This window comes from Pseudomonas sp. SA233, from assembly GCF_054792385.1.
In genome coordinates, this window is sequence record NZ_CP096449.1 from 5,415,381 (window position 1) to 5,441,495 (window position 26,115).

Consider the following 26,115-nt stretch of genomic DNA (forward strand, 5'->3'; position numbering starts at 1 on the left):
CTTGTCGCTGAAGCTGTTCGGGTTTACACCAACCAGAGCACTTCAGCGATGACCTTACCATCACCTGCGTCACCACCCGACCTGGGCCAGGTCTCTGCGGGGCTTGCCGCCCTGGCCTGCCCCACTACCTCGGCATTGCAGCACTTCACGCTGGAAAACGGCCTGTCCGTCTACTTGCGAGAAAACCACAAGACCTCTCTGGCCGCGGTCCAGCTTTGGTATCACATAGGCTCAAGCCATGAGCCTGCCGGCCACACCAACCTGTCACACCTTCTGGAGCACCTGATTTTCGCAGGCAGCAGCAAAATCCCCGCCGACCAATACAGCCGGGTGATTGCACGCTTAGGCGGCAGCGCTAATGCCACCACCCACCTGGATGCCACCTCTTATGAAATCTCGCTACCGGCCAGCCGCCTGACCATAGCGCTGGAGATCATGGCCGATGCCATGAGCACCGCTTCCTTCGGAAAAGCTGAAATGGATAGGGAGATAAAGGCGGTAGAAGATGAGCGCCGGCTCAAGCTGGACGTCCAGCCTGACCAGCAAGCGTACGATCAGCATAACGCCCTGGCACATGGCGACAGCGCCTATGCAGGCCCGAGCTTCGGTGATCCGGCAGACCTGCATGGCATCGACCTGGCAGCGCTGCGAACTTGGTACAGGACCTGGTACCAGCCAAACAACGCAACGCTTGTGGTAGTCGGTAGTGTTGACCTGCCAACGCTCCGGCAGCAGGTGGCACGTTACTTCGCCGGCGTGCCGAAAACACCCCTCGCCGCCAGACCTGTCCCACGCCATGACGCTCGACTGAAGGCCCGCAGCCACACCGTGAGCCTGCCAGGGCTACGCGAGGGGCTGTTCATGTCCTTCAATGTTCCAGGCCGAGCAACAGCCCCCGACGCCAGCACATCGCTTGCCCTGAGCCTGCTTTGCGACCTGCTTGGCGTAGGCTTCAGCTCCAGGCTGTACAGCGACCTGGTACGGGACAAGCGCCTGCTTACAGGCGTACGGGTGTCCTACGAGCCCTTGGTACGTGGCGACACGCTGTTGACGATCTCAGCCTATGTGAACACCAGCCACACCACACCGGAGGACGCTGCCCAAGCTATTTACGAGCATGTGCAGGCGCTGCGTAGTGTTGCCTTGCCGGAAGAAGATCTGCAGCGCGCCAAGTTACGCATGCTCGCCCTACGGCTGTTCAACCTTGACGCGCTCACTTCCCAGGCAGGCGAGTTGGGCGCCGCAGCCGCAGCCGGTTTGCCGGCCTCGGTAATTGACGAAGACGGCCCTCTTATCCAGAACCTCGACAGTGCGACAGTGCAACAGGTAGCAGTTGCCTACCTGGGGCGCGAACGGCTGACCACGTCCTACCTTCAGCCGGGAGCACAAGCATGAGCCCAGACAATTTGACAACCACCCGACCGACGCTTTGCGACGGCCCAGCCACCGACACCGCCTTGGAGGCCATGGCCAACCTTCAATCGGCCAAGGAAATAGAGCTTGGCCAGGTACCGCCCTTGCAAGCCGCAGCCACGTGCTGGCAAACCACCAGCGGCACAAAGGTCAGCTTCATCGCAGATCATGAACGCCCGATGTTCGACCTGGCCTTGCGTTTTCGTGCTGGCAATGTGCTTGACGGGGAGAACCCGGGCCTGGCCGCAGTCACCCTGTACAGCCTCGACCAAGGGACTGGTGAACTCGATGCAGCCCAGTTTGCCGAGCAGTTAGCCGGGTACGGGGCCATCCTCGGCAGGAGGATCACCGATGACAGTGCCGTCATCACACTCCGCTGCCTGAGCTTGCCCACGATACGCACCAGCGTGATGCAGCTGTTCACCCAGATGCTTGCACGCCCTGCTTTCAGGGAGCCTGATGTAGCGAAAATCCGGGAGCGGCTCGCTTTCAACCGGGTCAGACAGGGCAGTCACCCCCTGGTACGGCTTACCAACGCCACGATGGCTCATGTTTTCCGTGATCATCCGTACGCTGCCAGCGCCACCACGACAGCCAGTGGTACCGTCAAAGTCGAGCAGATCAGGGGCTTCCACCAGAAGGCTTACTCGGCGAACAATCTGGATATTGGCCTGGTGGGGGACCTGAGCCGGGAAGACGCGGAGCAACTGATCGACGAACTCACCCGTGCCCTGCCGCAGGAGTGGGCCGCCGCGGCCCCGCCGCCACTCCCCGAACACCCGCCACTCGTGCAGCACCTGGCCGCCGCCGGCAGCGCCACACGGTCGCTGTTGACTCTGTCCTCGAAAGCTTCGCCAAGCAGCCCGCTATTTCCGGCCTTGACGCTACTCAACGTGATACTTGGCACCAGCTATGAATCACGCCTGACGCAAGAGTTGCGAACCCTGCGCAGCCTGACCTACGCCATCTACTCCGACCTCAACCCGCTGGATGCGGCATGCCTGCTGCAAATTCATTGGGACATCGCCCCGCAGTACCGCGATGCAGCAGCGGCCCTGGTGTCGGGGATTGTCACGTGCCTGCGCGAACGAGGCCCCAGCCAGGCAGAATGCGACATCGCTGTGAACGAAATTGCGGCCAAGCTGCATCACGACCTTGCAGACAGCGCCAAACTGGCCAGAGCACTTGCGACTTACAGCCACCAAGGGCTGCCAGGCGATCACCTTGCCACTTTTCTTGACAGGCTGCAGTCGCTCACGCCTGCGAACCTGCGTGAAGCCGGGCAGGTGTGGTTGGGCAACGCGACGCAAGTGCTGGTGACCGTAGGCCCCGAGTCAATGCAGCTGCCACTGCCGGAAACAATGAAGGACGACCAATAGCGCAGGTACATCGGGGTTTTTCCATGGCATTCTAGGCACGCACAACATGAGTCGCCCACATGCCTAGCCCCAGCGCAACGTTCCGTCCAGCCCTCGGCCTTGCCAACCCCCACTTGCAAACCTTGTGGGGGCCATTGTGGCGAAAACTGCCTGAGCTGCAGCGCAACCGCGAGCGGCTATGGCTGGCCGATGGCGACTTCATCGACCTGGACTGGCACGGCCCGCACCAGCCCCACGCGCCGTTGGTGCTGGTCCTGCACGGTTTGACCGGCTCCTCCCACTCGCCCTACGTCAAAGGTTTGCAGCAAGCGCTGCAAGGCCGCGGCTGGGCCAGCGTGGCGGTGAACTGGCGCGGTTGCTCGGGCGAGCCCAACCTGCTGCCACGCAGCTACCATTCCGGTGCCAGCGAAGACCTGGCCGAAATCGTCAGCCACCTGCGCGCCCAGCGCCCGTTGGCGCCGTTGTATGCGGTGGGTTATTCGCTGGGGGGCAATGTGCTGCTGAAATACCTTGGCGAAAGCGGTGTCGCCAGCCAGTTGCAGGCTGCGGTGGCAGTGTCGGTGCCGTTTCGCCTGGACCACTGCGCCGACCGCATCGGCCAGGGCTTTTCAAAGGTGTACCAGGCGCATTTCATGCGCGAGATGCTGGCTTATGTGCAGCTCAAGCAGCGGCACTTCCACGACAAGGGCCAGCATGAGCGGCTGGCGACGCTGCAACGACTGGGGCCGTTGGGCAACCTGCGCACGTTCTGGGATTTCGACGGCAAGGTCACCGCACCGCTGAACGGTTTTCGCGATGCGCACGACTACTACCGCCGCTCATCGAGCCATTTCTTCCTCGGCCAGAACCGCACGCCGACGCTGATCATCCATTCCAGCGATGACCCTTTCGTCTCCGGCCACAGCCTGCCAACAGCCCGCGAACTGGCGCCGCAGACCCGCTTCGAACTGCACAGCCGCGGCGGCCATGTTGGCTTTGTCGATGGCAGCCTGCGTAACCCGGGGTATTACCTGGAGCGGCGGATTCCACAGTGGTTGGTGGAAGGCACATAAGCGATTGTTTTGCAGGATCCCTGTGGGAGCGGGCGCGCCCGCGAACACCGGCGCAGCCGGTGCCAGCCACCGCGTTGCATGCTTCGCGGGCTCGCCCGCTCCCACAGGGCCTGGGCGATATCCTACAGGATTTGACCGGCTTACTCGCCAGTGGCTACGCCATGCTGCGGATCGTTGATCCACTCACTCCACGATCCGGCATACAGCTTGCCCAGCGGGTACCCGGCCAACGCCAGGGCAAACAGGTTATGACACGCCGTCACCCCTGACCCGCAATACGCCACCAACTGCTCCGGTGCACGCCCGGCGAGCTTTTCAGCAAAGCGCTGTTTTAGCTGGTCCGAAGGCAGAAAACGCCCATCAGCCCCAAGGTTGTCGGTAAACGCCGCGCACTGCGCCCCCGGAATATGTCCCGCAACCGGGTCGATCGGTTCCACTTCGCCACGGAAGCGCGGCAAGGCACGCGCATCGATCAAGGTCAGGTCTGGGTTACCCAGACGCTTGGCCAGGTGCTCGGCATCAATCAGCAGCTTGCCGTCCGGCTCACCGTTGAAGGTGCCTTCCCGCTTGAGCGGCGGGTCCAGGCTGAGCGGCAGGTGCGCCGCATGCCAGGCCTTCAGGCCACCGTCGAGGATCGCTACACCACTGCGCTTGCCCAGCCAGGCCAGCAGCCACCAGGCACGGGCAGCAAAAGCGCCAGGGCCGTCGTCGTACAGCACCACCTCGCTGTCATCGTCCAGGCCCCACTCACGCAGGCGCTCGACCAGCCGGCGCGCATCCGGCAACGGGTGGCGCCCGGTGCGCCCCTTGCTCACCGGCCCGCTGAGGTCACGCTCCAGGTCGGCAAAATGCGCCCCGGCAATATGCCCCTGGGCATAGCTGCGTTGGCCATAGTCCACATCCTCGAGGGCAAAGCGGCAGTCGAGGATCACCAACTTGGGCGAGCCCAGACGCTCGGCCAACTGCTGCGGGGTGATCAATTGCGCAAGGGGCATGACAATCTCCTGATCGATGGCACTATCGATAGCACTGAGGCCCTGGGTTAGTGCTCCAGGGCCTGGTTGAACGGTACATGGAATTCCTGGCACAGGGCGTCCACGGCATTGCGGGCGTTGTCGGTGACGAAGCCGAGCTCCAGCACCAGTACCTGGTAGACGCCGCGTTTGAAGGCTTCTTCACCCAGGTGCGCGGAATGCTCCCGCGTGGTGCTGAGAAAACGTACCCAGGACGTCAACACGATCCAGGCGTTGATGGTCAGCGATTCGATCTGCGCTGGTGCCATGGCCAGGATGCCCGCCTCGACGAAGCCGCGGTAGATCGCCTGGCCCTGGCGCAGGCAGCGCTCGGAAAAGCGCCGATAACGGGCGGCCAGTTCCGGGTCGCTGTCCAGCAGGTGCTCCAGATCGCGGTGCAGAAAACGGTAGTTCCACATCGCCGCCAGCAGGGCCTTGAGGTAGAAGCGCTTGTCCTCCACGGTCGCCGCGCGGCCTTGCGGCGGGCGCAGGAAGCTGTCCACCAGTTCTTCGTACTGGCTGAACAGCAAAGCGATGATCGCCTGCTTGTTGGGGAAGTGGTAATACAGGTTGCCGGGCGAAATTTCCATGTGCGCGGCAATGTGGTTGGTACTGACGCTGCGTTCGCCCTGCTGGTTGAACAGCTCGAGGCTGTTCTGCACGATGCGCTCTCGGGTCTTCATGCGCGGGGCCATGCTCAGCTCCCAGTCTGCGGGCCTTCATCAAAGGGTCATCTTACGGCGTATTGGCAATGGAATGCACCGCTCGACAACGCGGAAAAATTCGCACCATCGTACAAATTAGAGTATAGGCTCTAGGGATTCCCTGCCCGGACTCGACGCCGCCATGAACTCGCCCAGTGCCTTGCCCCCTGTGCAATCCGACCTCGACCTTGCGGCGACGTTCGCCACCCAGCGCCATGCATTTGCCGGCAACCCCTTGCCAGCGGCGGCGCAGCGGCGCCAATGGCTGAAAAGCCTGCGGGAAGCCTTGCTGGCCGGCCAGGCCGAACTGATCGAGGCAATCGGCCAGGACTTTGAGGGGCGCAGCGCCGACGAGACCCTGCTGGCCGAGCTGCTGCCCTCGGTGCAAGGCCTGCGCCACGCCGAAAAGCACCTGCAGCGCTGGATGCGCGCCAGCCGGCGCAAGGTCGGCCTGGCCTTCCAGCCGGCCAGCGCGCAGGTGCGCTACCAACCCCTGGGCGTGGTCGGCATCATCGTGCCGTGGAACTACCCGCTGTTCCTTGCCATCGGCCCGCTGACCTGTGCCCTGGCCGCCGGCAACCGGGTCATGCTCAAGCTCAGCGAAGCCACGCCTGCCACTGGCCAGGCGCTCAAGCAACTGCTGGAGCAGGTGTTCCCCACCGATCTGGTCAGCGTGGTGCTCGGCGAGGTCGAGGTAGGCCAGGCCTTTGCCCGCCTGCCATTCGATCACCTGTTGTTCACCGGCGCCACCAGCGTGGGGCGCCAGGTAATGCTGGCTGCGGCGCACAACCTGACCCCCGTCACCCTGGAGCTGGGCGGCAAGTCACCAGCCATAGTCTCGGCCGACGTACCGCTGGACAGCGCCGCCGAGCGCATCGCCTTCGGCAAGACCCTCAACGCCGGCCAGACCTGCGTCGCCCCTGATTACGTGCTGGTGCCACGCGAGCGCCTGGAGGCCTTCAGCGACGCCTACCAGCGTGCGGTACGCCGGCTGTACCCGCGCATCGCCGACAACCCCGACTACACCGCCATCATCAACCAGCGCCAGCTGCAGCGCTTGCAGCATCTACTGGACGATGCCCACGCCAAAGGTGCGCAGGTACTCGACCTGTACCCCGGTGAAGCCCGCCAGGGCCGGCGCCTGCCACCCCACCTGCTGCTGGGGGTGAACGACGGCATGCAGGTGATGCAGGACGAAATCTTCGGCCCGCTGCTGCCGCTGGTGCCCTACGACAGCCTCGAACAGGCACTGGCCTACATCAACCAGCGCCCGCGCCCGCTGGCGCTGTACTACTTCGGCTATGACCGCGCCGCACAGGAGCAGGTGTTGCGCCACACCCACTCCGGCGGAGTGTGCCTGAACGACACCCTGCTGCACGTGGCCCAGGATGATTTGCCGTTCGGCGGCATCGGCCCTTCAGGCATGGGCCATTACCATGGCCACGACGGCTTCCTGACCTTCAGCAAGGCCAAGGCGGTGCTGGCCAAGCAACGCTTCAACGCTGCCCGGCTGATCTACCCGCCTTATGGCAAAGCCTTGCAGCGCTTGGTCTTCAAGCTTTTCATCCGCTGAGGGCCGGCCCATGCACCGCCGCGAACTGCTGCGCTTCAGCCTTGGCGCCAGCGTCTTTCTGGCCGGTACCAGCCTGGTCGGCTGCAGCGCACAGACAGCCGCAACGGGTTACCAGGTATTGCGCGACGACGACCTGCCGCTGCTGCGCGCGCTGATCCCGGTGGTACTGGCCGGCACCCAGGCCGCCGAGACACTGGTGCTGCATAGCCTCGACCACAAGCTGGCGGCGCTGTCGCCGGAAATGCTCAAACTCACCCGGCAGTTGTTCGACGTGCTCAACCTGCCGCTCACCCGCGGCCCCCTGACCGGTGTCTGGGGCGCCTGGGAGCAAGCCAGCGCCGCGCAGGTCACGGCCTTCCTGCAACGTTGGCAGGACAGCTCGCTGAACCTGCTGCGCATGGGCCACGCCTCGCTGCTGCAGTTGCTGCAGATGGCCTGGTACGAACGCCCCGAATCCTGGGCCGCCTGCGGCTACCCCGGGCCACCGAAAATCTGAAAACAACAAGAGCAGCGCCAATGCCTGTACCCGACCCGTTTCGCCAAGGCCTGGAAAGCGGCTGGATCACCCACGACGCCTCGCGCCTGGAGCACGACCTCACGCTGGAAGCCGACGTTGCCGTGATCGGCAGCGGTGCCGGTGGCGCTACCAGCGCGCAAATGCTCAGCACTGCCGGCTTCAAGGTGCTGCTGATCGAAGAAGGCCCGCTGAAGACCAGCAGCGATTTCCACCTGCTGGAACACGAAGCCTATGCCAGCCTGTACCAGGAAGGCCTGGGCCGCATGAGCAAGGACGGCGCCATCACCATCCTCCAGGGCCGCGCCGTGGGCGGCACCACGCTGGTCAACTGGACTTCGAGCTTTCGCACGCCGCCACAGACCTTGGCGCACTGGGCCGCAGCCCACAACGTGACCGGCCTGGGCGAGGAGCAAATGCGCCCCTGGTTCGAGCGCATCGAGCAGGAACTGGGCATCACCCCCTGGGCCCTGCCACCGAACGCCAACAACGACGTGCTGCGCCGTGGCTGCGAACAGCTGGGCTACCGCTGGGCGGTGATCCCACGCAACGTGCGCGGCTGCTGGAACCTGGGCTACTGCGGCATGGGTTGCCCGGTGAATGCCAAGCAGTCGATGCTGGTAACGCGTATTCCCGCCACCCTCGAACAGGGCGGCGAGCTGCTGTACCTGGCGCGGGCCGAGCGCTTCGAACACAACGGCGAGCGCATCCAGGGCCTGTCATGCCAGGCCCTGGATAGCCGAGGCATACACGCCACAGGACGGCAGGTCCGCGTTCGCGCGCGTCACTACATCCTTGCCGGTGGCGGCATCAACAGCCCGGCCTTGCTGCTGCGTTCCGACGCGCCCGACCCGCATGGACGCCTGGGCAAACGCACCTTCCTGCACCTGGTCAACTTCAGCGCAGCACGCTTCAACGACCGTATCGACCCCTACTACGGCGCCCCACAGTCCATCTACAGCGACCACTTCCAATGGCAAGGCGGCAACGATGGCCCGATTGGCTACAAGCTGGAGGTGCCACCGCTGCACCCGGCCCTGGCCAGCACGCTGCTGGGCGGGCATGGCCACGAGAATGCCCAGCGCATGGCCGAGCTGCCACATACCCACGTGATGCTGGCGCTGCTGCGTGACGGCTTCCATCCGCAAAGCCAGGGCGGGGCCGTGGAGCTGCGCGGCGATGGCTCACCGGTGCTCGATTACCCGGTCACCGATTACCTGCGCGACGGCCTGCGCCGCGCCTATCGCAGCATGGCGCAGATCCAGTTCGCCGCTGGTGCCACCCAGGTCACCCCCGTGCACAGCGATGCCAGCGCCGCGTCCCGCCTGGAACACGCCTTGGCCATGATCGACAAGTTGCGCCTGGAGCCGTTCCGCACGCGCCTGGGCAGCGCTCACGTGATGGGTGGCTGCGCCCTTGGCGACGACCCGCGCCAGGCGGTATGCGACAGCCTGGGCCACCATCACCAGCTGGAAAACCTGTCGGTTCACGACGGCTCACTGTTCCCCACCAGCATCGGCGCCAACCCGCAACTGTCGGTATATGCCATCAGCGCCAGGCTCACCGAAGCGCTGGTCGCCCGCCTGGCACACAGCGCATGACAAGGAACAGGCCCCCTGTCTATAGTGCCATCAGCCGGCCGCATGACTTGGCCGGGGCGCCGTCGCTGCGCTACCATCCGACTCCCCAACGCACTCCAGCCAGGATGACGCGATGAACCGAGTGTTGTACCCGGGTACTTTCGACCCCATTACCAAAGGCCATGGCGACCTGGTCGAGCGCGCCTCGCGGCTGTTCGACCACGTGATCATCGCGGTGGCGGCCAGCCCGAAGAAAAACCCGCTGTTCCCGCTGGAACAACGGGTGGGGCTCGCCCGTGAGGTCACCAAGCACCTGCCCAATGTCGAAGTCATCGGCTTCTCCTCCCTGCTGGCGCATTTCGCCAAGGAGCAGGGCGCCAACGTCTTCCTGCGTGGCCTGCGTGCGGTGTCCGACTTCGAGTACGAATTCCAGCTGGCGAACATGAACCGGCAACTGGCCCCCGACGTCGAGAGCCTGTTCCTCACGCCTTCGGAGCGCTACTCGTTCATTTCCTCGACCCTGGTCCGGGAAATCGCCGCGCTGGGCGGTGATATCAGCAAGTTCGTCCACCCGGTGGTGGCCGATGCGCTGACCGAACGCTTCAAGAAGTAACCTTTAGCGGCTGATCATCGCGCCCGCGTGCACTGCGGGCGCGAATGCGGCACAATTGTGCCCACTGCGTTGAACATGCCCGGGCGCGGAGCCCCGGCCGGAGTCCCCATGTCCCTGATCATCACCGACGATTGCATCAACTGCGACGTCTGCGAACCCGAGTGCCCGAACGAGGCCATCTCCCAAGGCGAAGAGATCTACGTGATCGACCCTAACCTGTGCACCCAGTGCGTAGGCCATTACGACGAGCCGCAATGCCAGCAGGTCTGCCCGGTCGATTGCATCCCGCTGGATGAAGCGCACCCGGAAACCGAAGAAGAGCTGATGGCCAAGTACCGCCGGATTACTGGCAAGGCCTGATCGCTGCCTGAACGCCTCCACGCGGTCACTGTGTGGGAGCGGCCTTGCGTCGCGATGGGGCGCGAAGCGGCCCCAGGATTTCAGCTTCGTAGCAGAAACTGCCGGGGCCGCTGTGCGGCCCTTTCGCGACGCAAGGCCGCTCCCACAAGGGGTACCGCGTAACTTGCCTCAGCGCTGGCAACGCGGGCAATACACACTCGCCCTCTGCCCCAGCTTCACCTCGCGCAACTCCGTGCCACACACCTTGCACGGCTGCCCGCCCCGCCCGTACACGAACAATTCCTGCTGGAAGTACCCCGGCTGCCCATCACCACCGATGAAGTCGCGTAGCGTGGTGCCGCCCTGTTCGATCGCCGCCGCCAGCACACGCTTGATCTCGATCGCCAGCTTCAAGTAGCGCGCCCGGGAAATCCCGCCCGCTTCCCGACGGGGGTCGATGCCAGCGGCAAACAGCGCCTCGGTGGCGTAAATGTTGCCCACCCCCACCACTACCGCGTTATCCATGATGAACGGCTTGACCGCCATCGACCGCCCACGGGACAGCTGGAACAGCCGCTCGCCGTCGAACAGGTCGGTCAGCGGCTCAGGCCCCAGGCGCAGCAGCAGTTCGTGGTTGAGCGGGTCCAGGCTCCATAGCATCGCGCCAAAGCGGCGCGGGTCGGTGTAGCGCAGCATCAACCCCGACTCCAGCTCGATATCCACATGCTCATGCTTGGCCGCCGGCAAGCCCAGTTCGACCAGGCGCAGGTTGCCCGACATGCCCAGGTGACTGATCAGGGTGCCGACCTCGGCATTGATCAACAGATACTTGGCGCGCCGCTCGACACTGACGATGCGCTGCCCAGACAGGCGCACATCCAGGTCTTCCGGAATCGGCCAGCGCAGGCGCCGGTCGCGCACCACTACCCGGCTGACACGCTGGCCTTCCAGATGGGGCGCAATACCGCGCCGGGTGGTTTCTACTTCTGGCAATTCCGGCATGTGTCAGTGCCCGCCCAACTCGCGAATGTTCTGCTTGAGGTTCTCGAAATCGTATTCCGACAAGCCGATGTAATCGAGCACCAGCGGGCCAACCACATTCCATTCGTGGTCCACGGCCTGGTTGCCCAGCACCCGGTACGATGCGCAGATGTGCTCGGCCATCTTCAGCACCGCCAGCAGGTTTTTAAGCTGGCTCTGGGTATTGCGCGAACTCTCGTCGCGGAACACCGCCAGAGCGTTGTGGTGGTTGGCAATGGCCGCGCTGAGGTGCTCGGGCAGGCGCCAGGATTTGGCAGTGAAATAGCCGACCACCGAATGGTTGGTGTTGAACGCGCGGTTTTCGGTGTCGACCACGCGGGTTTCCTCGTCGGACTTGGCATAGGCCTCTTCCAGTACATCCATGTAGTCGGGGAAGCGCTTGAGCATCAGCGGCACGCCACAGTCATGGAACAGGCCCAGGGTATAGGCCTCGTCCGCCGCCTGGATGCCGGTGCGCTTGGCCAGGGTCAGACAGGTCATCGCCACGTCCTGGGCGGTGTCCCAGAAGCGGTTGAGGGTAACGATGGTCTCGTCGCTCATCTCGCCCTTGATCGACTGGGCATTGATCAGGTTGATGATCGAACGGCTGCCCAGCAGGTTCACCGCGCGCTGGATCGAACCGATCTTGTTGGAAAGGCCGAAATGCGGTGAGTTGACCAGCTTGAGCAAGGCGCCCGAGAGGCCCGGGTCCTGGGAAATCAGCTTGGCGATGGTTTCCAGGTCCGGGTCAGGCATGTACTGCTCGAACTGCAGGTCGACCATGATCTGCGGTTGCGGCGGGATGGTGATGCCTTGCAAGGCTTGCTGGATCTGTTCGGCGCTGAGTTCTTGGGACATACGTGCACACTCGTTTGGGACCGGCGATTCTAACCCTCCAGACCGGAAAGGGACCAACCACTGAATCGTTGCGCCGGAACTTTACTTTATCCATGCGGGCCTCTTTCTCATATTCATCAAGGAAAGGAGCAAGGCCCATGAGTGCAGAACTGAACGGCAAGCGAGTGGCTTTCCTGGTCACCGACGGCTTCGAGCAAGTGGAACTGACAGGCCCTCGCGAGGCCCTGGAACAGAGCGGCGCGGTGGTGGACATCCTCAGCGACAAGGAGGGCACGGTACGCGGCTGGAACCACGACCAGCCGGCCGACGCATTCGCCGTGGACGCAACCTTCGAAAGCGCCCACCTGGACCTCTACGATGCCCTGGTGCTGCCCGGTGGCGTGCAAAACTCTGACACGATTCGGTTGATTCCCGCTGCGCAGAAACTGGTGAAAAGCCACGATTCGGCTGGCAAGCCGCTGGCGGTGATCTGTCATGGTAGCTGGTTGCTGGTGTCCTGCGGGTTGGCTAAGGGCAGGCGGCTGACCAGCTACAAGACCCTGCAGGACGACATCCGCAATGCCGGCGGAGACTGGGTGGATGAAGAAGTGGTAGTCGATGGCAACCTGATCACCAGCCGCCAACCCGACGACATTCCGGCGTTCAACCAACAACTGATCAAGGCATTGGCAGCCTGACGCCATCTCTTGGCCTACGCGAGACCTGTAGGAGCGGCCTTGTGTCGCGAAAGGGCCGCAAAGCGGCCCCGGCAATTTATGCGCCGCTGCTGAGTTTCCGGGGCCCGATGCGCAGCCCTTTCGCGACGCAAGGCCGCTCCTTCAAGGGACGTGTGCCCAGGCAACAGGCTATAATCCCGCTCTTTTTTCCCGGAGCGACGTCATGTCCCTGCCCAGCCTACGCCTCAAAGCCAATGCCGACCGCCGCCTACGCGCCGGCCACCTGTGGGTCTACAGCAACGAAGTCGACGTCAGCGCGACCCCGCTGCAAGGCTTCCAGGCCGGCCAGCAGGCTGTTCTCGAGGCGGCCAATGGCAAGCCGCTGGGTATCGTCGCACTGAGCCCGAACAACCTGATCTGCGCCCGCCTGCTGTCGCGCGACGCCAAGCTGCCGCTGGACAAGTCGCTGCTGGTGCACCGCCTGAACGTCGCCCTGTCGCTGCGCCAGCGCCTGTTCGACCAACCGTGCTACCGCCTGGTCTATGGCGATTCCGACTTGTTGCCAGGCCTGGTGGTCGACCGCTTCTTCGACATCCTCGTGGTGCAATTGGCCTCCGCCACCATGGAAGCGCACAAGGACGACGTGATTGCAGCCCTGGTACAGGTGCTCAAGCCAAGCGGCATCCTGTTCAAGAACGACTCCTCCGCACGTGACGCCGAAGGCCTGCAGCGCTATGTCGAGACCGTCTATGGCGAAGTGCCGGACTGGGTGCCGCTGGAAGAAAACGGCGTCAAGTTCGAAGCCCCGGTACGCGAAGGCCAGAAGACCGGCTGGTTCTACGACCACCGTATGAACCGTGCACGCCTGGCGCCGTACGTGAAAGGCAAGCGCGTGCTCGACCTGTTCAGCTACATCGGTGGCTGGGGCGTGCAAGCCGGTGCCTTCGGCGCCAGCGAAGTGTTCTGCGTCGATGCCTCGGGCTTTGCCCTGGATGGCGTCGAGCGTAACGCCGCCCTGAACGGCATCAGCGAGAAACTGACCTGCATCGAAGGCGATGTGTTTGAGGCCCTGCGCGAACTGAAGGCCGCCGAAGAGCGCTTCGACGTGATCATTGCCGACCCACCCGCCTTCATCAAGCGCAAGAAAGACCTGAAGAACGGCGAAGCGGCCTACCGCCGCCTGAACGAACAGGCCATGCGCATGCTGACCAAGGACGGCATCCTGGTCAGTGCCTCGTGCTCGATGCACCTGCCCGAGGACGACCTGCACAACATCCTGCTGACCAGCGCCCGTCACCTGGACCGCAACCTGCAGTTGCTCGAGCGCGGCGGCCAAGGCCCCGACCACCCGGTGCACCCGGCCATCGCCGAAACCCGCTACATCAAGAGCATCACCTGCCGGTTGCTGCCAAACAGCTGATATCCGCTAAAAAGGGCCGCCAAGCGGCCCTTTCCTGCTGCAATCTCCCCGCCAGCTATCCACATCTGCATTCCCTCGCCGCGCCAGCGGTGTAGAATCGGCCTATTCATCGCCAGTCATCCCCGGCGGGTTTATGAGCTCTGCCCAAGCACGCGGCGATCCCGCGCGGTCTTCGGCCCCATCCGTGCCAGTGGCAACCGGCCTGCGGTACAAAGGACAAGAGAAGCTCACTCCCCTTTTTGTGACCTGATTAAGCCGCCAGGAGTGTTTCATGCCTGATTATCGTTCCAAGACTTCCACCCAAGGCCGCAACATGGCCGGCGCCCGTGCCCTGTGGCGCGCCACCGGGATGAAGGACGAAGATTTCAAGAAACCGATCATCGCCATCGCCAACTCGTTCACCCAGTTCGTCCCGGGCCACGTGCACCTGAAGGACCTGGGCCAGCTGGTCGCCCGCGAAATCGAACGCGCCGGTGGCGTGGCCAAGGAATTCAACACCATCGCGGTCGATGACGGCATCGCCATGGGCCACGACGGCATGCTCTACTCGCTGCCAAGCCGCGAGATCATCGCCGACGCCGTGGAGTACATGGTCAACGCCCATTGCGCCGACGCCATCGTGTGCATCTCCAACTGCGACAAGATCACCCCCGGCATGCTGATGGCCGCCCTGCGCCTGAACATCCCGGTAATCTTCGTCTCCGGCGGCCCGATGGAAGCCGGCAAGACCAAGCTGGCCAGCCACGGCCTGGACCTGGTCGACGCCATGGTCATTGCCGCCGACTCCTCGGCTTCCGACGAAAAAGTCGCCGAATACGAGCGCAGCGCCTGTCCGACTTGCGGTTCGTGCTCCGGCATGTTCACCGCCAACTCGATGAACTGCCTGACCGAAGCGCTGGGCCTGGCCCTGCCGGGCAACGGTTCGACCCTGGCCACCCACGCCGACCGCGAGCAGTTGTTCCTCACCGCCGGCCGCACCATCGTCGAGCTGTGCAAGCGCTACTACGGCGAGAACGATGAGTCGGTACTGCCGCGCAACATCGCCAACTTCAAGGCGTTCGAGAACGCCATGATGCTCGACATCGCCATGGGCGGCTCGACCAACACCATCCTGCACCTGCTGGCTGCCGCCCAGGAAGCCGAGGTGGCGTTCGACCTGCGCGACATCGACCGCCTGTCGCGCAAAGTGCCGCAGCTGTGCAAGGTTGCGCCGAACATTCAGAAATATCACATGGAAGACGTGCACCGTGCCGGCGGCATCTTCAGCATCCTCGGCTCGCTGGCCCGTGGCGGCCTGCTGCACACCGACCTGCCGACCGTGCACAGCCGCAGCATGGAAGAAGCCATCGCCAAGTGGGACATCACCCAGACCGATGACGAAGCCGTGCACACCTTCTTCAAGGCAGGCCCTGCCGGCATTCCGACCCAGACAGCGTTCAGCCAGTCGACCCGCTGGCCGAGCCTGGACCTGGACCGTGCCGAAGGCTGCATCCGCAGTGTCGAGCACGCCTATTCGCAAGAAGGCGGCCTGGCCGTGCTGTACGGCAACATCGCGCTGGATGGCTGCGTGGTGAAAACCGCCGGTGTCGACGAGTCGATCCTGGTGTTCGAAGGCACCGCGAAGATCTTCGAGAGCCAGGACAGCGCCGTACGCGGCATCCTCGCCGACGAAGTGAAGGCCGGCGACATCGTGATCATCCGCTACGAAGGCCCGAAAGGTGGCCCGGGCATGCAGGAAATGCTGTACCCGACCTCGTACCTGAAGTCCAAGGGCCTGGGCAAGGCTTGCGCCCTGCTCACCGACGGCCGCTTCTCGGGCGGCACCTCGGGCCTGTCGATCGGCCACGCATCGCCGGAAGCTGCCGCTGGCGGTGCTATCGGCTTGGTGCGCGACGGCGACAAGGTGCTGATCGACATCCCGAATCGTTCGATCAACCTGCAGGTCAGCGACGAAGAGCTGGCCGAGCGCCGTGTCGAGCAGGACAAGAAGGGCTGGAAACCGGCTGAAGTACGCCCACGCAAGGTGACCACCGCGCTGAAGGCCTACGCCCTGCTGGCGACCAGCGCCGACAAGGGTGCTGTGCGTAACAAGGCGATGCTGGAAGGGCTGTGAGGCTCTGACGGTGTGAATGAAGAACCGGCGCCCTGGGCGCCGGTTTTTTTTATGCCTGTACCGGCCTCTTCGCGGGCATGCCCGCTCCCACAGGTACGGTGCCTGGCTCAAAGGCTGTGGGGTTTCTGTGGGAGCGGGCGTGCCCGCGAAGAGGCCAGCACGGGCACCACATGGCTTACTGAATCTGCTCCGGCGTCACGATCACCCAGTTCTTGTCCGCCGTCACCGGCAGCCCTTCCTTGGCCTGCGCCGCTGCATTCCTGGCAATCATCCCGTTCATCTGGTCCATGTACTTGGCCTTGCGATTTATCCACAGGTGGATGCCACCTTTGCCCACATCCACCCCATGAAACTGCATGTAGCCATCGCTGGTCGGTGTGTCGCCTCCCACCAGCACCGGTTTCTTCCACTCATCGATATAGGTCAGGATTGCCGCCTGCTTGCCTGCCATCCAGGTGGCCGGGGTCCACAGGTACGGGGTCAGCTCCAGCCCCAGGTTGGCCTTGGCATCATAGTGCCCAGCGCTGATCTGCTTGCGTGCGGTGGTCAACTGGCCGCTGGCGCGGTCCTTCAGCAACAGGCTCACGCCAATCACATTCTGCGGCTTCACGTTGTAGCCGTACTTGGGGTCCGACGCGACCATGCGCACCAGCTCCTCGGAAGCAGCGGAAATCACATAGACCTCGATACCGTTCTCCATCAGCTTGTTGTACAGCTCGGCCTGGCCCTTGAAGACCTTGGGTGGCTGTACCTCGACGGCCTTGACCTGGTCCCCTTCGTAATAGGTGGCCGGGATCGGTTTGCCGGAGGCCATCAGCTCATCCACCTGCACTTTCAGCTCCTGCAGGGTAAAGCCGGAGAACACCTGGGCCACCCACGGGTAGCAGACCATGTCGTCCACTTCGCAGAGCCGGTAGTAGTAGCTGAACAAGCTTTCCTTGTGCTCGGCGGTGTCCTTGAACGGCATCAGCTTCAACGACGGGTCGAGCTTGTCACGGCTCAACAGGCCCTTGTTTTCCATGAACGGCAGCAAGGCCTCTTCAAGATCGTAGCGGTAGCTGGTGTTGTCCATGTCGAACACCGCGTAGTTACCCTTGTTGGCATTGGCGGCGATCATGCTGTCGAGCTGCCTGGCCGCCTCGGCGGGCCAGTGTTTGAGCTCGGTGGCGAAGGTTTCGATACTGAACAACAGGGACAGGCCGACGGCGACGGCTTTCGGAGCAAACTTCATGTACGAATCTCCTGAAATGACCCAGAAACGCTAGTGCAACAATCTCCGCTGGCAGCCCTCGATAACGACCTCCATGCAGCTGCAAACGCCGCGTTCATTGCAATCCGCGACACATCGTTATTCCATAAACGACTATACACATTCCATTTGGGTATAAATTCGTTTGTTTTCAGGCTGTTAGCATTTCCGTTCGCAATCGCTCACAGGGGCGATGCCTCTTCTGCTTTTTTCTGCTGGAGCTTCAATGAACCTGCCGCTGTCCCTTAACCTGCTGGCGTTCCTGGCCCTGTTGCTGGGCCTGGCACAAACCCGCCGCACCGACTGGAGCCTGGCCAAGAAGGTATTGCTGGGCCTGGTGCTGGGCGTGGTGTTCGGCCTGATCCTGCATACCGTCTATGGCGCTGGTCACCCTGTGCTCAAGGCCACCATCGCCTGGCTCGACCTGGTCGGCAACGGCTACGTCGGCTTGCTGCAGATGATCGTCATGCCGCTGATCTTCGCCTCGATCCTCAGTGCCGTGGCGCGCCTGCACAATGCCTCGGCGTTGGGCCGCATCAGTGTACTTAGCATCGGCACCCTTCTGCTGACCACCGCCATCGCTGCGTTGATCGGCATCGTCCTGACCAACCTGTTCGGCCTCAGCGCCGAAGGCCTGGTGGCCGGCGCCCAGGAAAGCGCGCGCATGCAGGTTATCCACAGCGACTACGCCGGCAAGGTCGCCGACCTCAACATCCCGCAACTGCTGCTGTCGTTCATCCCCAGCAACCCGGTAGGTGACCTGGCACGGGCCAAGCCGACCTCGATCATCAGCGTGGTGATCTTTGCCGTGTTCCTGGGCCTGGCCGCGCTGCAGCTGATCAAGGACGATGCCGAGAAAGGCGAGCGCGCACTGTCGGCCATCGACACCCTGCAGGCCTGGGTGATGCGCCTGGTGCGGGTGGTAATGAAGTTGACCCCTTATGGCGTACTGGCGCTGATGACCAAGGTGGTGGCCAGCTCGAACATGGAAGACATCCTCAAGCTGGGCAGCTTCGTGGTGGTGTCGTACCTGGGCCTGGCGCTGATGTTCGTGGTGCACGGCATTATCCTCGCCGCCACCGGCGTGAGCCCGCTGCGCTTCTTCCGCAAGGTGTGGCCGGTGCTGACCTTCGCCTTCACCAGCCGCTCCAGCGCCGCCAGCATTCCGCTGAACATCGAAGCGCAAACCCGCCGCCTGGGCGTACCGCAGTCGATTGCCAGCTTCAGCGCATCGTTCGGTACCACCATTGGCCAGAACGGCTGCGCCGGGCTCTATCCCGCGATGCTGGCGGTGATGGTGGCGCCGGCGGTGGGCATCGATACCTTCGACCCGCTGTGGATCGCCACCCTGGTGGCCATCGTCACCTTGAGTTCGGCAGGTGTTGCCGGCGTAGGTGGCGGTGCGACTTTCGCCGCGCTGATCGTGCTGCCGGCCATGGGCTTGCCGGTGGAGCTGGTGGCGTTGCTGATTTCGGTGGAGCCGCTGATCGACATGGGCCGAACGGCGTTGAACGTGAACGGTTCGATGACCGCAGGGGTGGTGACAAGCCAACTGCTGAAAGAGACCGACAAGGATGTGCTGGCTGGCGATGAACATGCCGAGCTAAGTCATTCCTGACAGATTGCCGGGGGCGCGTTGCGCCCCTGTCGCGACACAAGGCCGCTCCTACAATGGTCCCGCGTACGCCGATCAACGTGGGAGCGGCCTTGCCGGGGCGCCGGACCGGTCGGAAAGGGCTGCAAGGCAGCCCCGGCAATCTCAAACCTTGTCCCAGACCTCGAAATGATACCCAGGCTTGCCTTCCTCAGCCTGCGCCTCGCTCGATACCCGCTTCCACTGCCCCCGATCGAACTCAGGGAACCACGCATCCCCTTCCGGCGACAACTCGACCCGCGTCAGGTACATGCGGCTGACCAGCCCTTTCTCCAGCGCCTGCCCATACAGCTGCGCCCCGCCAATCAGCATAAGCTCATCAACGCCCTGCTCACGCGCCCACTGCTCGGCCCGCACCAGCGCCTCTTCCAGCGAGCCAAACACCTCGGCCCCCGCCAGTTCCAGCCCGGCCTGCCGGCTGACGACGATATTCAACCGCCCGGGCAATGGCCTGCCCAGCGAGTCCCAGGTCTTGCGCCCCATGATGATCGGCTTGCCCAGGGTAGTGGCCTTGAAGTACTTGAAGTCCCCCGGCAGATGCCAGGGCATGGAGTTGTCGATGCCGATCACGCGGTTCTCGGCGTGAGCCGCGATCAGGCTGAGGGGGAGTGATGTATTCATGCCAGCGAGGATAGCACCGGGCGTGTGGGTTATGCTTCTGCCCTGACCTGTGCAATGGAAGACCTTGTGACCGCACCGACTTCACTGGACAAGCGCTGGCTCACCGAAGCGGTACGCCTGCGCGAGGAACATGCCGGCCCCTTGGAGGACCAGGAAGCCAACCGCCGCGCCCGCCAGGCAGGCGGTGACCTGGCGGCCCGCATCGAAACCCGTGCCCTGTTCCTGGCCGAACGCGACGGCATCACCACCGCCCTGCGCCACTGGAAACAGGGCGCACGCCTGGCGCTGCTGGCCTTGCTGGTGCTAGCCGTGCTCAGCGGTGCAGGGTTGGCCCTGGCCGCATTGAGCGACGGGCAGCGCCCGGTGAATGTGTTCTGGGCCCTCGGCAGCCTGCTCGGGCTGAACCTGCTGATGCTGCTGGGCTGGGCCATCGGCTTTGCCCTGAGCGGCGAGCATGGCGCGGGGCTGGGCCGTTTGTGGCTGTGGCTGAGCGAACGCTTTGCCCGTGACGCCAAGGCCGCGCACCTGGCACCGGCGTTGCTGGTGCTGCTGCAACGCCAGCGCCTGAACCGCTGGCTGCTTGGCCTGCTGGTGCATGGCCTGTGGCTGCTGGCGATGATCACCGCACTGGGCATGCTGCTGGCCTTGCTGGCGACCCGGCGCTATGGCTTTGTCTGGGAGACCACCCTGCTCGCCGCCGACCCGTTCATCCACCTGACCCAGGCCTTGGGCGCGCTGCCCTCGTTGCTGGGCTTCACGGTACCCGACGAGGCCATGATCCGCGCCAGCGGCGACAGCCAGCCGGCCCTGGACCTGGCGCGCCAGGCCTGGGCCAGCTGGCTGCTTGGCGTGGTGCTGGTGTACGGCCTGCTTCCGCGCCTGCTGCTGGCCGGGCTGTGCCTGTGGCGCTGGCGTCAAGGCCGCCAACGCCTGGCGCTGGACCTCAGCCTGCCCGGCTACGCGCAGCTGCGTGAAGCGCTGATGCCGCGCAGCGAACGCATCGGCGTCCAGGATGCCGCGCCCGAGGCCTTGCCGCAGTTTGCCGCTGGCCAGCTGGAAAGCGGCAGCAGCGGTGCCCTGCTGGTCGGCCTGGAGCTGGACGACCAGCATCCCTGGCCACCCGCGCTGCCAAAAAGCGTAACCAGTGCCGGCGTGCTCGACAGCCGCGAATCGCGTAACCGCCTGCTGGAACAGCTCAGCCGTTTCCCGCCAGCACGCCTGGCCATCGCTTGCGACCCGCGCCGCTCTCCCGATCGTGGCAGCCTGGCGTTGCTCGCCGAACTGGCACGCAACGCCGGTGCCACCCGTATATGGCTACTGCAGGCCGCACCGGGCGAGGCCCTGGACGCCCAGCGCCTGGGCGACTGGCACGAAGCCCTCGACCGCCTTGGCCTGGCGCATGCCGATACCTCGCCGCTGACTTGGCTGGAGCATGGCCATGACTGAGCCGCTGAAACTGGCCGTGGTCGGCCACACCAACGTCGGCAAGACCTCGCTGCTGCGCACCCTGACCCGTGACGTCGGCTTTGGCGAAGTTTCCCACCGCCCCAGCACCACCCGCCATGTGGAAGGTGCGCGGCTGTCCGTGGACGGCGAACCCTTGCTCGAGCTGTATGACACCCCTGGCCTGGAAGACGCCATTGCCCTGCTCGACTATCTCGAACGCCTGGAGCGCCCGGGCGAGCGCCTGGACGGCCCGGCCCGCCTCGAGCGCTTTCTGCAAGGCAGCGAGGCACGCCAGCGTTTCGAGCAAGAGGCCAAGGTGCTGCGCCAGCTGCTGGCCAGCAATGCCGGCTTGTATGTGATCGACGCCCGCGAACCAGTGCTGGCCAAATACCGCGACGAACTGGAAGTGCTGGCCAGTTGTGGCAAGCCGCTGCTACCGGTGCTCAATTTCGTCGCCAGCCACCAGCACCGCGAGCCGCAATGGCGTGAAGCCCTTGCCAGGCTTGGGCTTCACGCGTTGGTGCGGTTCGACAGCGTGGCCCCGCCAGAGGATGGCGAGCGCCGGTTGTACGAAAGCCTGGCCCTGCTGCTGGAAGACGCCCGCCCGGCCCTGCAGCGGCTGATCGACGACCAGCAGGCACAGCGCCTGGCACGCCGCCACAGCGGCAAGCGCCTGATTGCCGAGCTGCTGCTGGACTGCGCCGCCTGCCGGCGCAGCGTCGAGGCCGAGCCGGCTGCCGAAGCCCGGGCCATCGAGGCATTGCGGCAAGAGGTGCGCCAGCGCGAACAGCGCTGTGTCGAGGCACTGCTCAAGCTGTATGCCTTCCGCCGCGAGGACGCCCATGCCAGCGACCTGCCGTTGCTGGATGGCCGTTGGGGCGATGACCTGTTCAATCCCGAAACCTTGAAGCTGCTGGGCGTGCGTTTGGGCAGCGGTGTGGCCGCCGGTGCTGCGGCGGGTGCCGGGGTGGACCTGCTGGTCGGCGGCCTGACACTGGGGGCTGCCGCCCTGGCCGGGGCAATTGCCGGCGGCGCGCTGCAGACGGCGCGCAACTATGGGTCGCGGCTGATGGGCAAGCTCAAGGGCAAGCGCGAGCTGACGGTGGACGATACGGTGTTGCGCTTGTTGGCTTTGCGTCAGCAGCAGTTGATGGTGGCGCTGGAAAACCGCGGGCATGCGGCGCAGGACAGCATTCGGCTGGGGGAGCTGGATGAGAAGGCCTGGCGGGAGGGCAAGTTGCCGGAGGCGCTGAGCAAGGCGCGGGCGCATCCGCAGTGGTCCACCCTCAACCCTGGGGCGAAGCTGAACCAGGCTGAGCGGCAGGAACAGCTGGAGGCTCTGGTTTCACAATTTTGAGTGGGCAGGTCTGGCCTCTTCGCGGGCATGCCCGCTCCCACAGGATTGCGCGCGGTACTTGTGGGAGCGGGCGTGCCCGCGAAGAGGCCGGCACAGGCAGCCCATCTCTCAAAGCAGTGCCAAAGCCCTCTGCTTCAACCCATCCAGATCAACCACCGGCACCCCAATCTCCTTGGCCCGCTCATCCCACTCCCTCATTCGCAAGCTCACCTCGAACAGCGGATCCCGCTCGAATACATCCGCCTCGTCCTCGCTCATCACGCCCCCCTGATACTCCAAGGTCCGCCGGCTCGCTTCACTCAACCTCTGGTAATACCCAGGCTGGCGCAAAGTCAGGTAGCGCTTGGCCTCCACGTGATACTGCACCAGCCGCGCCATGCGTTCGCCGAAGCCAGAGCGGCGTAAATACTCAGCGCCGATGCGCTCATGGCTGACCACGCCATAGCCGCCCATGCTCGCGTCACCGCCGCACAGGTGGCCGATGTCGTGGAAGAACGCCGCCAGCACCACTTCGTCGTCGAAGCCTTCGGCGATGGCCAGTTGCGCGGCCTGGGACATGTGCTCGAGCTGGGTGATCGCTTCGCCGATGTAGTCGTCACTGCCGTGGCGTTCGTACAGCGCGAAGGTGCTGTCAATGATCTGGGCTGGGGTTGGCATCACCGTCTTCTCCTGGCTTGATTGGGTGGTGGCTTCTTCGCAGCACAAGGCTGCTCCTACAGGTTGTCGCCGACCCGTAGGAGCAGCCTTGTGCTGCGAAGAGGCCGGTGCAGGTTACTGCTGAGCCACCTTCTCAGACTTGCCGTCATAGCGCTTGCGCCACTCGGCCAGGATCTGGTCACGGTTCTTCGAAGCCCAGGCAAAGTCGTTCTTGATCAGGCGCTGTTCATAGTCCGCCGGCAGTTCGGTCTGCGGCTTGGCAATACCCGGGGCAGCCAGCACGGCGAAGTTCTCCTTGTACAGCTCCATGGCCGCCGGGCTTGCCGAGAAATCAGCCAGGCGCCTGGCCGCATCCGCTTTTGGCGAACCTTTGATCACCGCAGTCGCCTCGATCTCCCAGCCCAGGCCTTCCTTCGGCAGCACGATGTCCAGCGGCGCGCCCTGGCGCTTGAGCTGCACGGCCGGGTACTCGAACGAGATACCGATCGGGAATTCACCCGCTGCGGCAAGCTTGCACGGCTTGGAACCGGAATGAACGTACTGGCCGATGTTCTGGTGCAGTGCATCCATGTACGCCCAACCCTGTGGCTCGCCGAAGGTCTGCAGCCAGGCACTGACATCCAGAAAGCCAGTGCCGGACGAGGCCGGGTTCGGCATGACGATCTTGCCCTTGTACTCGGGCTTGGTCAGGTCCTGCCAGCTCACCGGCTTGCTCAGGCCCTGCTTCTCGGCCTCGATGGTATTGAAGCAGATGGTCGCAGCCCACACGTCCATACCGACCCAGGCTGGCGGGTTGGCAGCATCGCGGTAGTTGGCGGCAATCTTGCCCAGGTCCTTCGGTGCGTAGGCTTCGAGCATGCCGTTCTGGTCGAGGATAGCCAGGCTGGAAGCAGCCAGGCCCCACACTGCGTCGGCTTGCGGGCGGTCTTTCTCGGCCAGCAGCTTGGCGGTGATGATGCCGGTAGAGTCACGAACCCACTTGATCTCGATGTCCGGGTTGGCCTTCTCGAAGGCCTGTTTGTAGCTCTTCAGCTGTTCGGCTTCCAGGGCGGTGTAGACCGTCAGCTGGGTACCAGCGGCCGAAGCCTGCAGACTGAACACGGCGGAAACGGCAGCGGCAAGTGCAAGGTGCTTGTACATGGGTAGGTTCCTTACAGGTCAGACGGTCGCGGCGCGTTGGCGCCAGGCTTGGGAGCGGCGCAGCAGGCCGCGTGAGGCTGCGGCCAGCAGCAGTGAAGCGCCGGCACTGGTCAGCAGGATCAGGGTGGACATGGCGGCGGCACCACCGACATTGCCGGCGTCATCCATGTTCAGCACGGCGACGGCAGCCAGGATGGTGTCGGGGCTGTACAGGAAGATCGCCGCCGACACAGTGGTCATCGCCGATACGAACAGGTAGCGGATGATGTCCAGCAGCGCCGGCAGGCAGATCGGCACGGTCACCCGCAGGAAGTGCCTGTACAGCGGCGCCTTCAGCGACAGCGCGGCGGCCTCGAACCTCGCCGTCGAGCTGGCGCAGGGCGGTGGTAGCGGTCATCTGCGCGGTAGTCAGATAGTGGGCGATGGTGCACACCACCAGCAGCCCCATGCCGCCGTAGAACACATGCAGCGGGTTGCCGTTCAGGTTGAAGAAGAATACGTAGCCCAGGCCCAGCACCAGGCCCGGCACGGCCATGGGGATGAAGCTGAGCAGGCGCAGCGCCTGGTTGAGCAGGCGTTGGCCCTGGGTTTTCTCCATCAGGTAGGCGCCGGTGAAGATCACGATGCTGCCGATCAGCGCGGTGCCGATGGCCATGGTCACGCTGTTGCGGTAGGCCAGCCAGCCACCACCGGCGGTGTCCTCGAACATGTAGTGACGCAGCGACAACGACAGGTTGTAGGGCCAGAACGTGACCAGCGACGAATACACCGCCATGCCGATCACCAGCAGCAATGCCGCGCACACCAGCAGCACGATCACCAGGAAGCAGGCATCACGGCCCCGCGACGGCTTGGGCTCGAACACCTGGGCACGGCCGCTCATGGCCTCGCCCTGGCGCCGGCGCAGCCAGGCATCGACGGTAAAGCTGAACAGCGCCGGCAACAGTAGCACCATGCCGATCAGCGCGCCGCGGCCGAACTGCTGCTGGCCGACCACCGCCTTGTAGGCTTCCAGCGCCAGCACCTGATAGTCGCCGCCGACCACGACCGGTACACCGAAGTCGGTGATGGCCAGGGTGAACACCAGGCAGAACGCTGCGAATACTGCCTGGCGCGTGGCCGGCCAGGTGATGCTGGTGAACGCTCGCCAAGGGCCGGCACCCATGCTGGACGCTGCGTCGAACAGGCGTGCATCGGCCAGCGATAGCGCCGACAGCAGGATCATCAGGGCATGCGGGAAGGTGTAGATGGCCTCGCCTAGCACAATGCCCCAGAAGCCATAGATGTTGTCGCTGAGCAACCCACGCAGCAGCCCCTGATTACCGAACAGGTAGACCAGGGCGATGGCCGGCAGCATTGACGGCGCCAACAGCGGCAGCAGCGAAATCCCCCGCCACAGACCTTTGGCCGGAATCAACGTGCGTTGCAGGGCATAGGCGAACAGGTAGGCCAGCGGCACCACGATGGCTGCCACCGTGAAGGCCACCGACAGGCTGTTGCCCAGCAGCCAGTGGAAGTTTTCACTGGCCAACAGCTCGCGGGCCGCCAGCAGGCCGCCACCCTGGCCCGCTTCAGCGCTGAAGCCGCGCCAGAAGATCGCCAGCAGCGGCATCAGCACCGCCAGCACCAGAAGGATCAGCAGCAGGCTCTTGCCGCCGACGACGAACAACCGGTCGCCCAGGGCGACGCCAGCACGCGGCGTAGCCTTGGCCTGGCTCAGCGGCAGGGACATTGGCGCGGCCAT

22 protein-coding genes and 1 pseudogene are annotated in these 26,115 nt (G+C 64.2%); 14 read left to right on the forward strand and 9 right to left on the reverse strand.

From position 1 onward, the window contains the following. The first annotated feature begins 48 nt into the window (after positions 1-48). The 3 genes from M1D87_RS24805 to M1D87_RS24815 are packed head-to-tail and all read left to right on the forward strand — an operon-like array spanning position 49 to position 3,844. Positions 49-1,395 carry a M16 family metallopeptidase gene (locus M1D87_RS24805; RefSeq protein WP_123085551.1) on the forward strand — a complete coding sequence of 449 codons (1,347 nt, stop codon included), beginning with the start codon at positions 49-51 and terminating at the stop codon, positions 1,393-1,395. Beyond that, positions 1,392-2,792 carry a M16 family metallopeptidase gene (locus M1D87_RS24810; protein ID WP_123085550.1) on the forward strand — a complete coding sequence of 467 codons (1,401 nt, stop codon included), beginning with the start codon at positions 1,392-1,394 and terminating at the stop codon, positions 2,790-2,792. The genes M1D87_RS24805 and M1D87_RS24810 overlap by 4 nt, the downstream gene beginning before the upstream one ends. Positions 2,793-2,851: 59 nt before the next feature. After that, positions 2,852-3,844, forward strand: a complete 993-nt coding sequence (locus M1D87_RS24815) for a hydrolase (RefSeq protein ID WP_123085549.1) — start codon at positions 2,852-2,854, stop codon at positions 3,842-3,844. Positions 3,845-3,984: 140 nt separating this feature from the next. Here M1D87_RS24815 and M1D87_RS24820 read toward each other — a convergent pair whose 3' ends face one another. Continuing rightward, positions 3,985-4,839 (reverse strand): sulfurtransferase, encoded by an 855-nt coding sequence (locus tag M1D87_RS24820; RefSeq protein WP_013974638.1) that lies wholly within the window; start codon positions 4,837-4,839, stop codon positions 3,985-3,987. A 47-nt stretch (positions 4,840-4,886) separates the two neighbouring features. Next, positions 4,887-5,552: a TetR/AcrR family transcriptional regulator gene (locus M1D87_RS24825; protein WP_025340981.1), complete on the reverse strand. Its 666-nt coding sequence runs from the start codon at positions 5,550-5,552 to the stop codon at positions 4,887-4,889. Positions 5,553-5,703: 151 nt separating this feature from the next. On the opposite strand from M1D87_RS24825, the gene M1D87_RS24830 reads away from it, so the two are divergent. The 5 genes from M1D87_RS24830 to M1D87_RS24850 all read left to right on the forward strand — a co-directional run bounded on the left by M1D87_RS24830 (position 5,704) and on the right by M1D87_RS24850 (position 10,201). Then, positions 5,704-7,134 carry a coniferyl aldehyde dehydrogenase gene (locus tag M1D87_RS24830; RefSeq protein ID WP_123085548.1) on the forward strand — a complete coding sequence of 477 codons (1,431 nt, stop codon included), beginning with the start codon at positions 5,704-5,706 and terminating at the stop codon, positions 7,132-7,134. Between the two features lie 10 nt (positions 7,135-7,144). Further along, positions 7,145-7,630 (forward strand): hypothetical protein, encoded by a 486-nt coding sequence (locus M1D87_RS24835; protein ID WP_025340983.1) that lies wholly within the window; start codon positions 7,145-7,147, stop codon positions 7,628-7,630. A gap of 20 nt (positions 7,631-7,650) precedes the next feature. Beyond that, the gene (locus M1D87_RS24840) at positions 7,651-9,249 is read left to right on the forward strand and encodes a GMC family oxidoreductase (RefSeq protein WP_061550304.1); all 1,599 of its coding nucleotides are present in this window, start codon (positions 7,651-7,653) and stop codon (positions 9,247-9,249) included. Between the two features lie 112 nt (positions 9,250-9,361). Then, positions 9,362-9,841, forward strand: coding sequence for a pantetheine-phosphate adenylyltransferase (gene coaD, locus M1D87_RS24845; RefSeq protein ID WP_112249717.1), 480 nt, complete (start codon positions 9,362-9,364; stop codon positions 9,839-9,841). Between the two features lie 108 nt (positions 9,842-9,949). Continuing rightward, positions 9,950-10,201, forward strand: a complete 252-nt coding sequence (locus tag M1D87_RS24850; RefSeq protein ID WP_013974644.1) for a YfhL family 4Fe-4S dicluster ferredoxin — start codon at positions 9,950-9,952, stop codon at positions 10,199-10,201. A 168-nt stretch (positions 10,202-10,369) separates the two neighbouring features. Here M1D87_RS24850 and mutM read toward each other — a convergent pair whose 3' ends face one another. Then, positions 10,370-11,182 carry a bifunctional DNA-formamidopyrimidine glycosylase/DNA-(apurinic or apyrimidinic site) lyase gene (gene mutM / locus M1D87_RS24855; protein WP_010955661.1) on the reverse strand — a complete coding sequence of 271 codons (813 nt, stop codon included), beginning with the start codon at positions 11,180-11,182 and terminating at the stop codon, positions 10,370-10,372. A 3-nt stretch (positions 11,183-11,185) separates the two neighbouring features. After that, positions 11,186-12,004 (reverse strand): HDOD domain-containing protein, encoded by an 819-nt coding sequence (locus M1D87_RS24860; protein WP_177328634.1) that lies wholly within the window; start codon positions 12,002-12,004, stop codon positions 11,186-11,188. Between the two features lie 191 nt (positions 12,005-12,195). Here M1D87_RS24860 and M1D87_RS24865 point away from each other — a divergent pair, with 191 nt between their 5' ends. The 3 genes from M1D87_RS24865 to ilvD all read left to right on the forward strand — a co-directional run bounded on the left by M1D87_RS24865 (position 12,196) and on the right by ilvD (position 16,247). After that, complete coding sequence (locus tag M1D87_RS24865) at positions 12,196-12,735, forward strand: type 1 glutamine amidotransferase domain-containing protein (RefSeq protein WP_003258523.1); 540 nt, start codon at positions 12,196-12,198, stop codon at positions 12,733-12,735. Between the two features lie 202 nt (positions 12,736-12,937). Next, a complete protein-coding gene (locus M1D87_RS24870; RefSeq protein ID WP_013974648.1) occupies positions 12,938-14,134 on the forward strand; it encodes a class I SAM-dependent rRNA methyltransferase in 1,197 nt (398 codons plus the stop codon). Between the two features lie 271 nt (positions 14,135-14,405). Next, positions 14,406-16,247, forward strand: a complete 1,842-nt coding sequence (ilvD, locus tag M1D87_RS24875; RefSeq protein WP_015272169.1) for a dihydroxy-acid dehydratase — start codon at positions 14,406-14,408, stop codon at positions 16,245-16,247. A gap of 175 nt (positions 16,248-16,422) precedes the next feature. Here ilvD and M1D87_RS24880 read toward each other — a convergent pair whose 3' ends face one another. After that, entirely contained in the window at positions 16,423-17,478 is a 1,056-nt protein-coding gene (locus M1D87_RS24880; protein ID WP_123084572.1) for an HAD family hydrolase, read from the reverse strand. Between the two features lie 244 nt (positions 17,479-17,722). Between M1D87_RS24880 and M1D87_RS24885 the strand changes: the two genes are divergently transcribed. Continuing rightward, positions 17,723-19,114 (forward strand): L-cystine transporter, encoded by a 1,392-nt coding sequence (locus M1D87_RS24885; RefSeq protein WP_123084573.1) that lies wholly within the window; start codon positions 17,723-17,725, stop codon positions 19,112-19,114. A 141-nt stretch (positions 19,115-19,255) separates the two neighbouring features. Here the strand turns inward: M1D87_RS24885 and M1D87_RS24890 are convergent, their stop codons facing one another. After that, on the reverse strand, positions 19,256-19,771 hold the full coding sequence (locus M1D87_RS24890) for a dihydrofolate reductase (protein WP_039612552.1): 516 nt from the start codon (positions 19,769-19,771) through the stop codon (positions 19,256-19,258). A 54-nt stretch (positions 19,772-19,825) separates the two neighbouring features. Here M1D87_RS24890 and M1D87_RS24895 point away from each other — a divergent pair, with 54 nt between their 5' ends. Then, positions 19,826-21,217, forward strand: coding sequence for a DUF2868 domain-containing protein (locus M1D87_RS24895; protein WP_024087865.1), 1,392 nt, complete (start codon positions 19,826-19,828; stop codon positions 21,215-21,217). After that, positions 21,210-22,574: a GTPase/DUF3482 domain-containing protein gene (locus M1D87_RS24900; RefSeq protein ID WP_061550299.1), complete on the forward strand. Its 1,365-nt coding sequence runs from the start codon at positions 21,210-21,212 to the stop codon at positions 22,572-22,574. Before M1D87_RS24895 ends, M1D87_RS24900 begins: the two co-directional genes overlap by 8 nt. Positions 22,575-22,682: 108 nt before the next feature. On the opposite strand, the gene M1D87_RS24905 is transcribed toward M1D87_RS24900, so the two are convergent. From M1D87_RS24905 to M1D87_RS24915, 3 genes and pseudogenes are all read right to left on the reverse strand, one after another. After that, the gene (locus M1D87_RS24905; RefSeq protein ID WP_123084574.1) at positions 22,683-23,231 is read right to left on the reverse strand and encodes a phosphonate degradation HD-domain oxygenase; all 549 of its coding nucleotides are present in this window, start codon (positions 23,229-23,231) and stop codon (positions 22,683-22,685) included. Between the two features lie 114 nt (positions 23,232-23,345). After that, positions 23,346-24,371, reverse strand: a complete 1,026-nt coding sequence (locus tag M1D87_RS24910) for a putative 2-aminoethylphosphonate ABC transporter substrate-binding protein (protein ID WP_015272178.1) — start codon at positions 24,369-24,371, stop codon at positions 23,346-23,348. Between the two features lie 18 nt (positions 24,372-24,389). Then, positions 24,390-26,115, reverse strand: a pseudogene (locus M1D87_RS24915) (putative 2-aminoethylphosphonate ABC transporter permease subunit).

What these genes read in the sequence shown, in the direction of transcription:
- ilvD (WP_015272169.1), top strand. Translation starts at nt 14,406, where the DNA reads ATGCCTGATTATCGTTCCAAGACTTCCACCCAAGGCCGCAACATGGCC.
- M1D87_RS24840 (WP_061550304.1), top strand. Translation starts at nt 7,651, where the DNA reads ATGCCTGTACCCGACCCGTTTCGCCAAGGCCTGGAAAGCGGCTGGATC.
- M1D87_RS24835 (WP_025340983.1), top strand. Translation starts at nt 7,145, where the DNA reads ATGCACCGCCGCGAACTGCTGCGCTTCAGCCTTGGCGCCAGCGTCTTT.
- M1D87_RS24815 (WP_123085549.1), top strand. Translation starts at nt 2,852, where the DNA reads ATGCCTAGCCCCAGCGCAACGTTCCGTCCAGCCCTCGGCCTTGCCAAC.
- M1D87_RS24900 (WP_061550299.1), top strand. Translation starts at nt 21,210, where the DNA reads ATGACTGAGCCGCTGAAACTGGCCGTGGTCGGCCACACCAACGTCGGC.
- M1D87_RS24805 (WP_123085551.1), top strand. Translation starts at nt 49, where the DNA reads ATGACCTTACCATCACCTGCGTCACCACCCGACCTGGGCCAGGTCTCT.
- M1D87_RS24865 (WP_003258523.1), top strand. Translation starts at nt 12,196, where the DNA reads ATGAGTGCAGAACTGAACGGCAAGCGAGTGGCTTTCCTGGTCACCGAC.
- mutM (WP_010955661.1), bottom strand. Translation starts at nt 11,182, where the DNA reads ATGCCGGAATTGCCAGAAGTAGAAACCACCCGGCGCGGTATTGCGCCC.
- M1D87_RS24890 (WP_039612552.1), bottom strand. Translation starts at nt 19,771, where the DNA reads ATGAATACATCACTCCCCCTCAGCCTGATCGCGGCTCACGCCGAGAAC.
- M1D87_RS24825 (WP_025340981.1), bottom strand. Translation starts at nt 5,552, where the DNA reads ATGGCCCCGCGCATGAAGACCCGAGAGCGCATCGTGCAGAACAGCCTC.
- M1D87_RS24880 (WP_123084572.1), bottom strand. Translation starts at nt 17,478, where the DNA reads ATGAAGTTTGCTCCGAAAGCCGTCGCCGTCGGCCTGTCCCTGTTGTTC.
- M1D87_RS24850 (WP_013974644.1), top strand. Translation starts at nt 9,950, where the DNA reads ATGTCCCTGATCATCACCGACGATTGCATCAACTGCGACGTCTGCGAA.
- M1D87_RS24895 (WP_024087865.1), top strand. Translation starts at nt 19,826, where the DNA reads ATGGAAGACCTTGTGACCGCACCGACTTCACTGGACAAGCGCTGGCTC.
- M1D87_RS24830 (WP_123085548.1), top strand. Translation starts at nt 5,704, where the DNA reads ATGAACTCGCCCAGTGCCTTGCCCCCTGTGCAATCCGACCTCGACCTT.
- coaD (WP_112249717.1), top strand. Translation starts at nt 9,362, where the DNA reads ATGAACCGAGTGTTGTACCCGGGTACTTTCGACCCCATTACCAAAGGC.
- M1D87_RS24905 (WP_123084574.1), bottom strand. Translation starts at nt 23,231, where the DNA reads ATGCCAACCCCAGCCCAGATCATTGACAGCACCTTCGCGCTGTACGAA.
- M1D87_RS24910 (WP_015272178.1), bottom strand. Translation starts at nt 24,371, where the DNA reads ATGTACAAGCACCTTGCACTTGCCGCTGCCGTTTCCGCCGTGTTCAGT.
- M1D87_RS24870 (WP_013974648.1), top strand. Translation starts at nt 12,938, where the DNA reads ATGTCCCTGCCCAGCCTACGCCTCAAAGCCAATGCCGACCGCCGCCTA.
- M1D87_RS24810 (WP_123085550.1), top strand. Translation starts at nt 1,392, where the DNA reads ATGAGCCCAGACAATTTGACAACCACCCGACCGACGCTTTGCGACGGC.
- M1D87_RS24820 (WP_013974638.1), bottom strand. Translation starts at nt 4,839, where the DNA reads ATGCCCCTTGCGCAATTGATCACCCCGCAGCAGTTGGCCGAGCGTCTG.
- M1D87_RS24885 (WP_123084573.1), top strand. Translation starts at nt 17,723, where the DNA reads ATGAACCTGCCGCTGTCCCTTAACCTGCTGGCGTTCCTGGCCCTGTTG.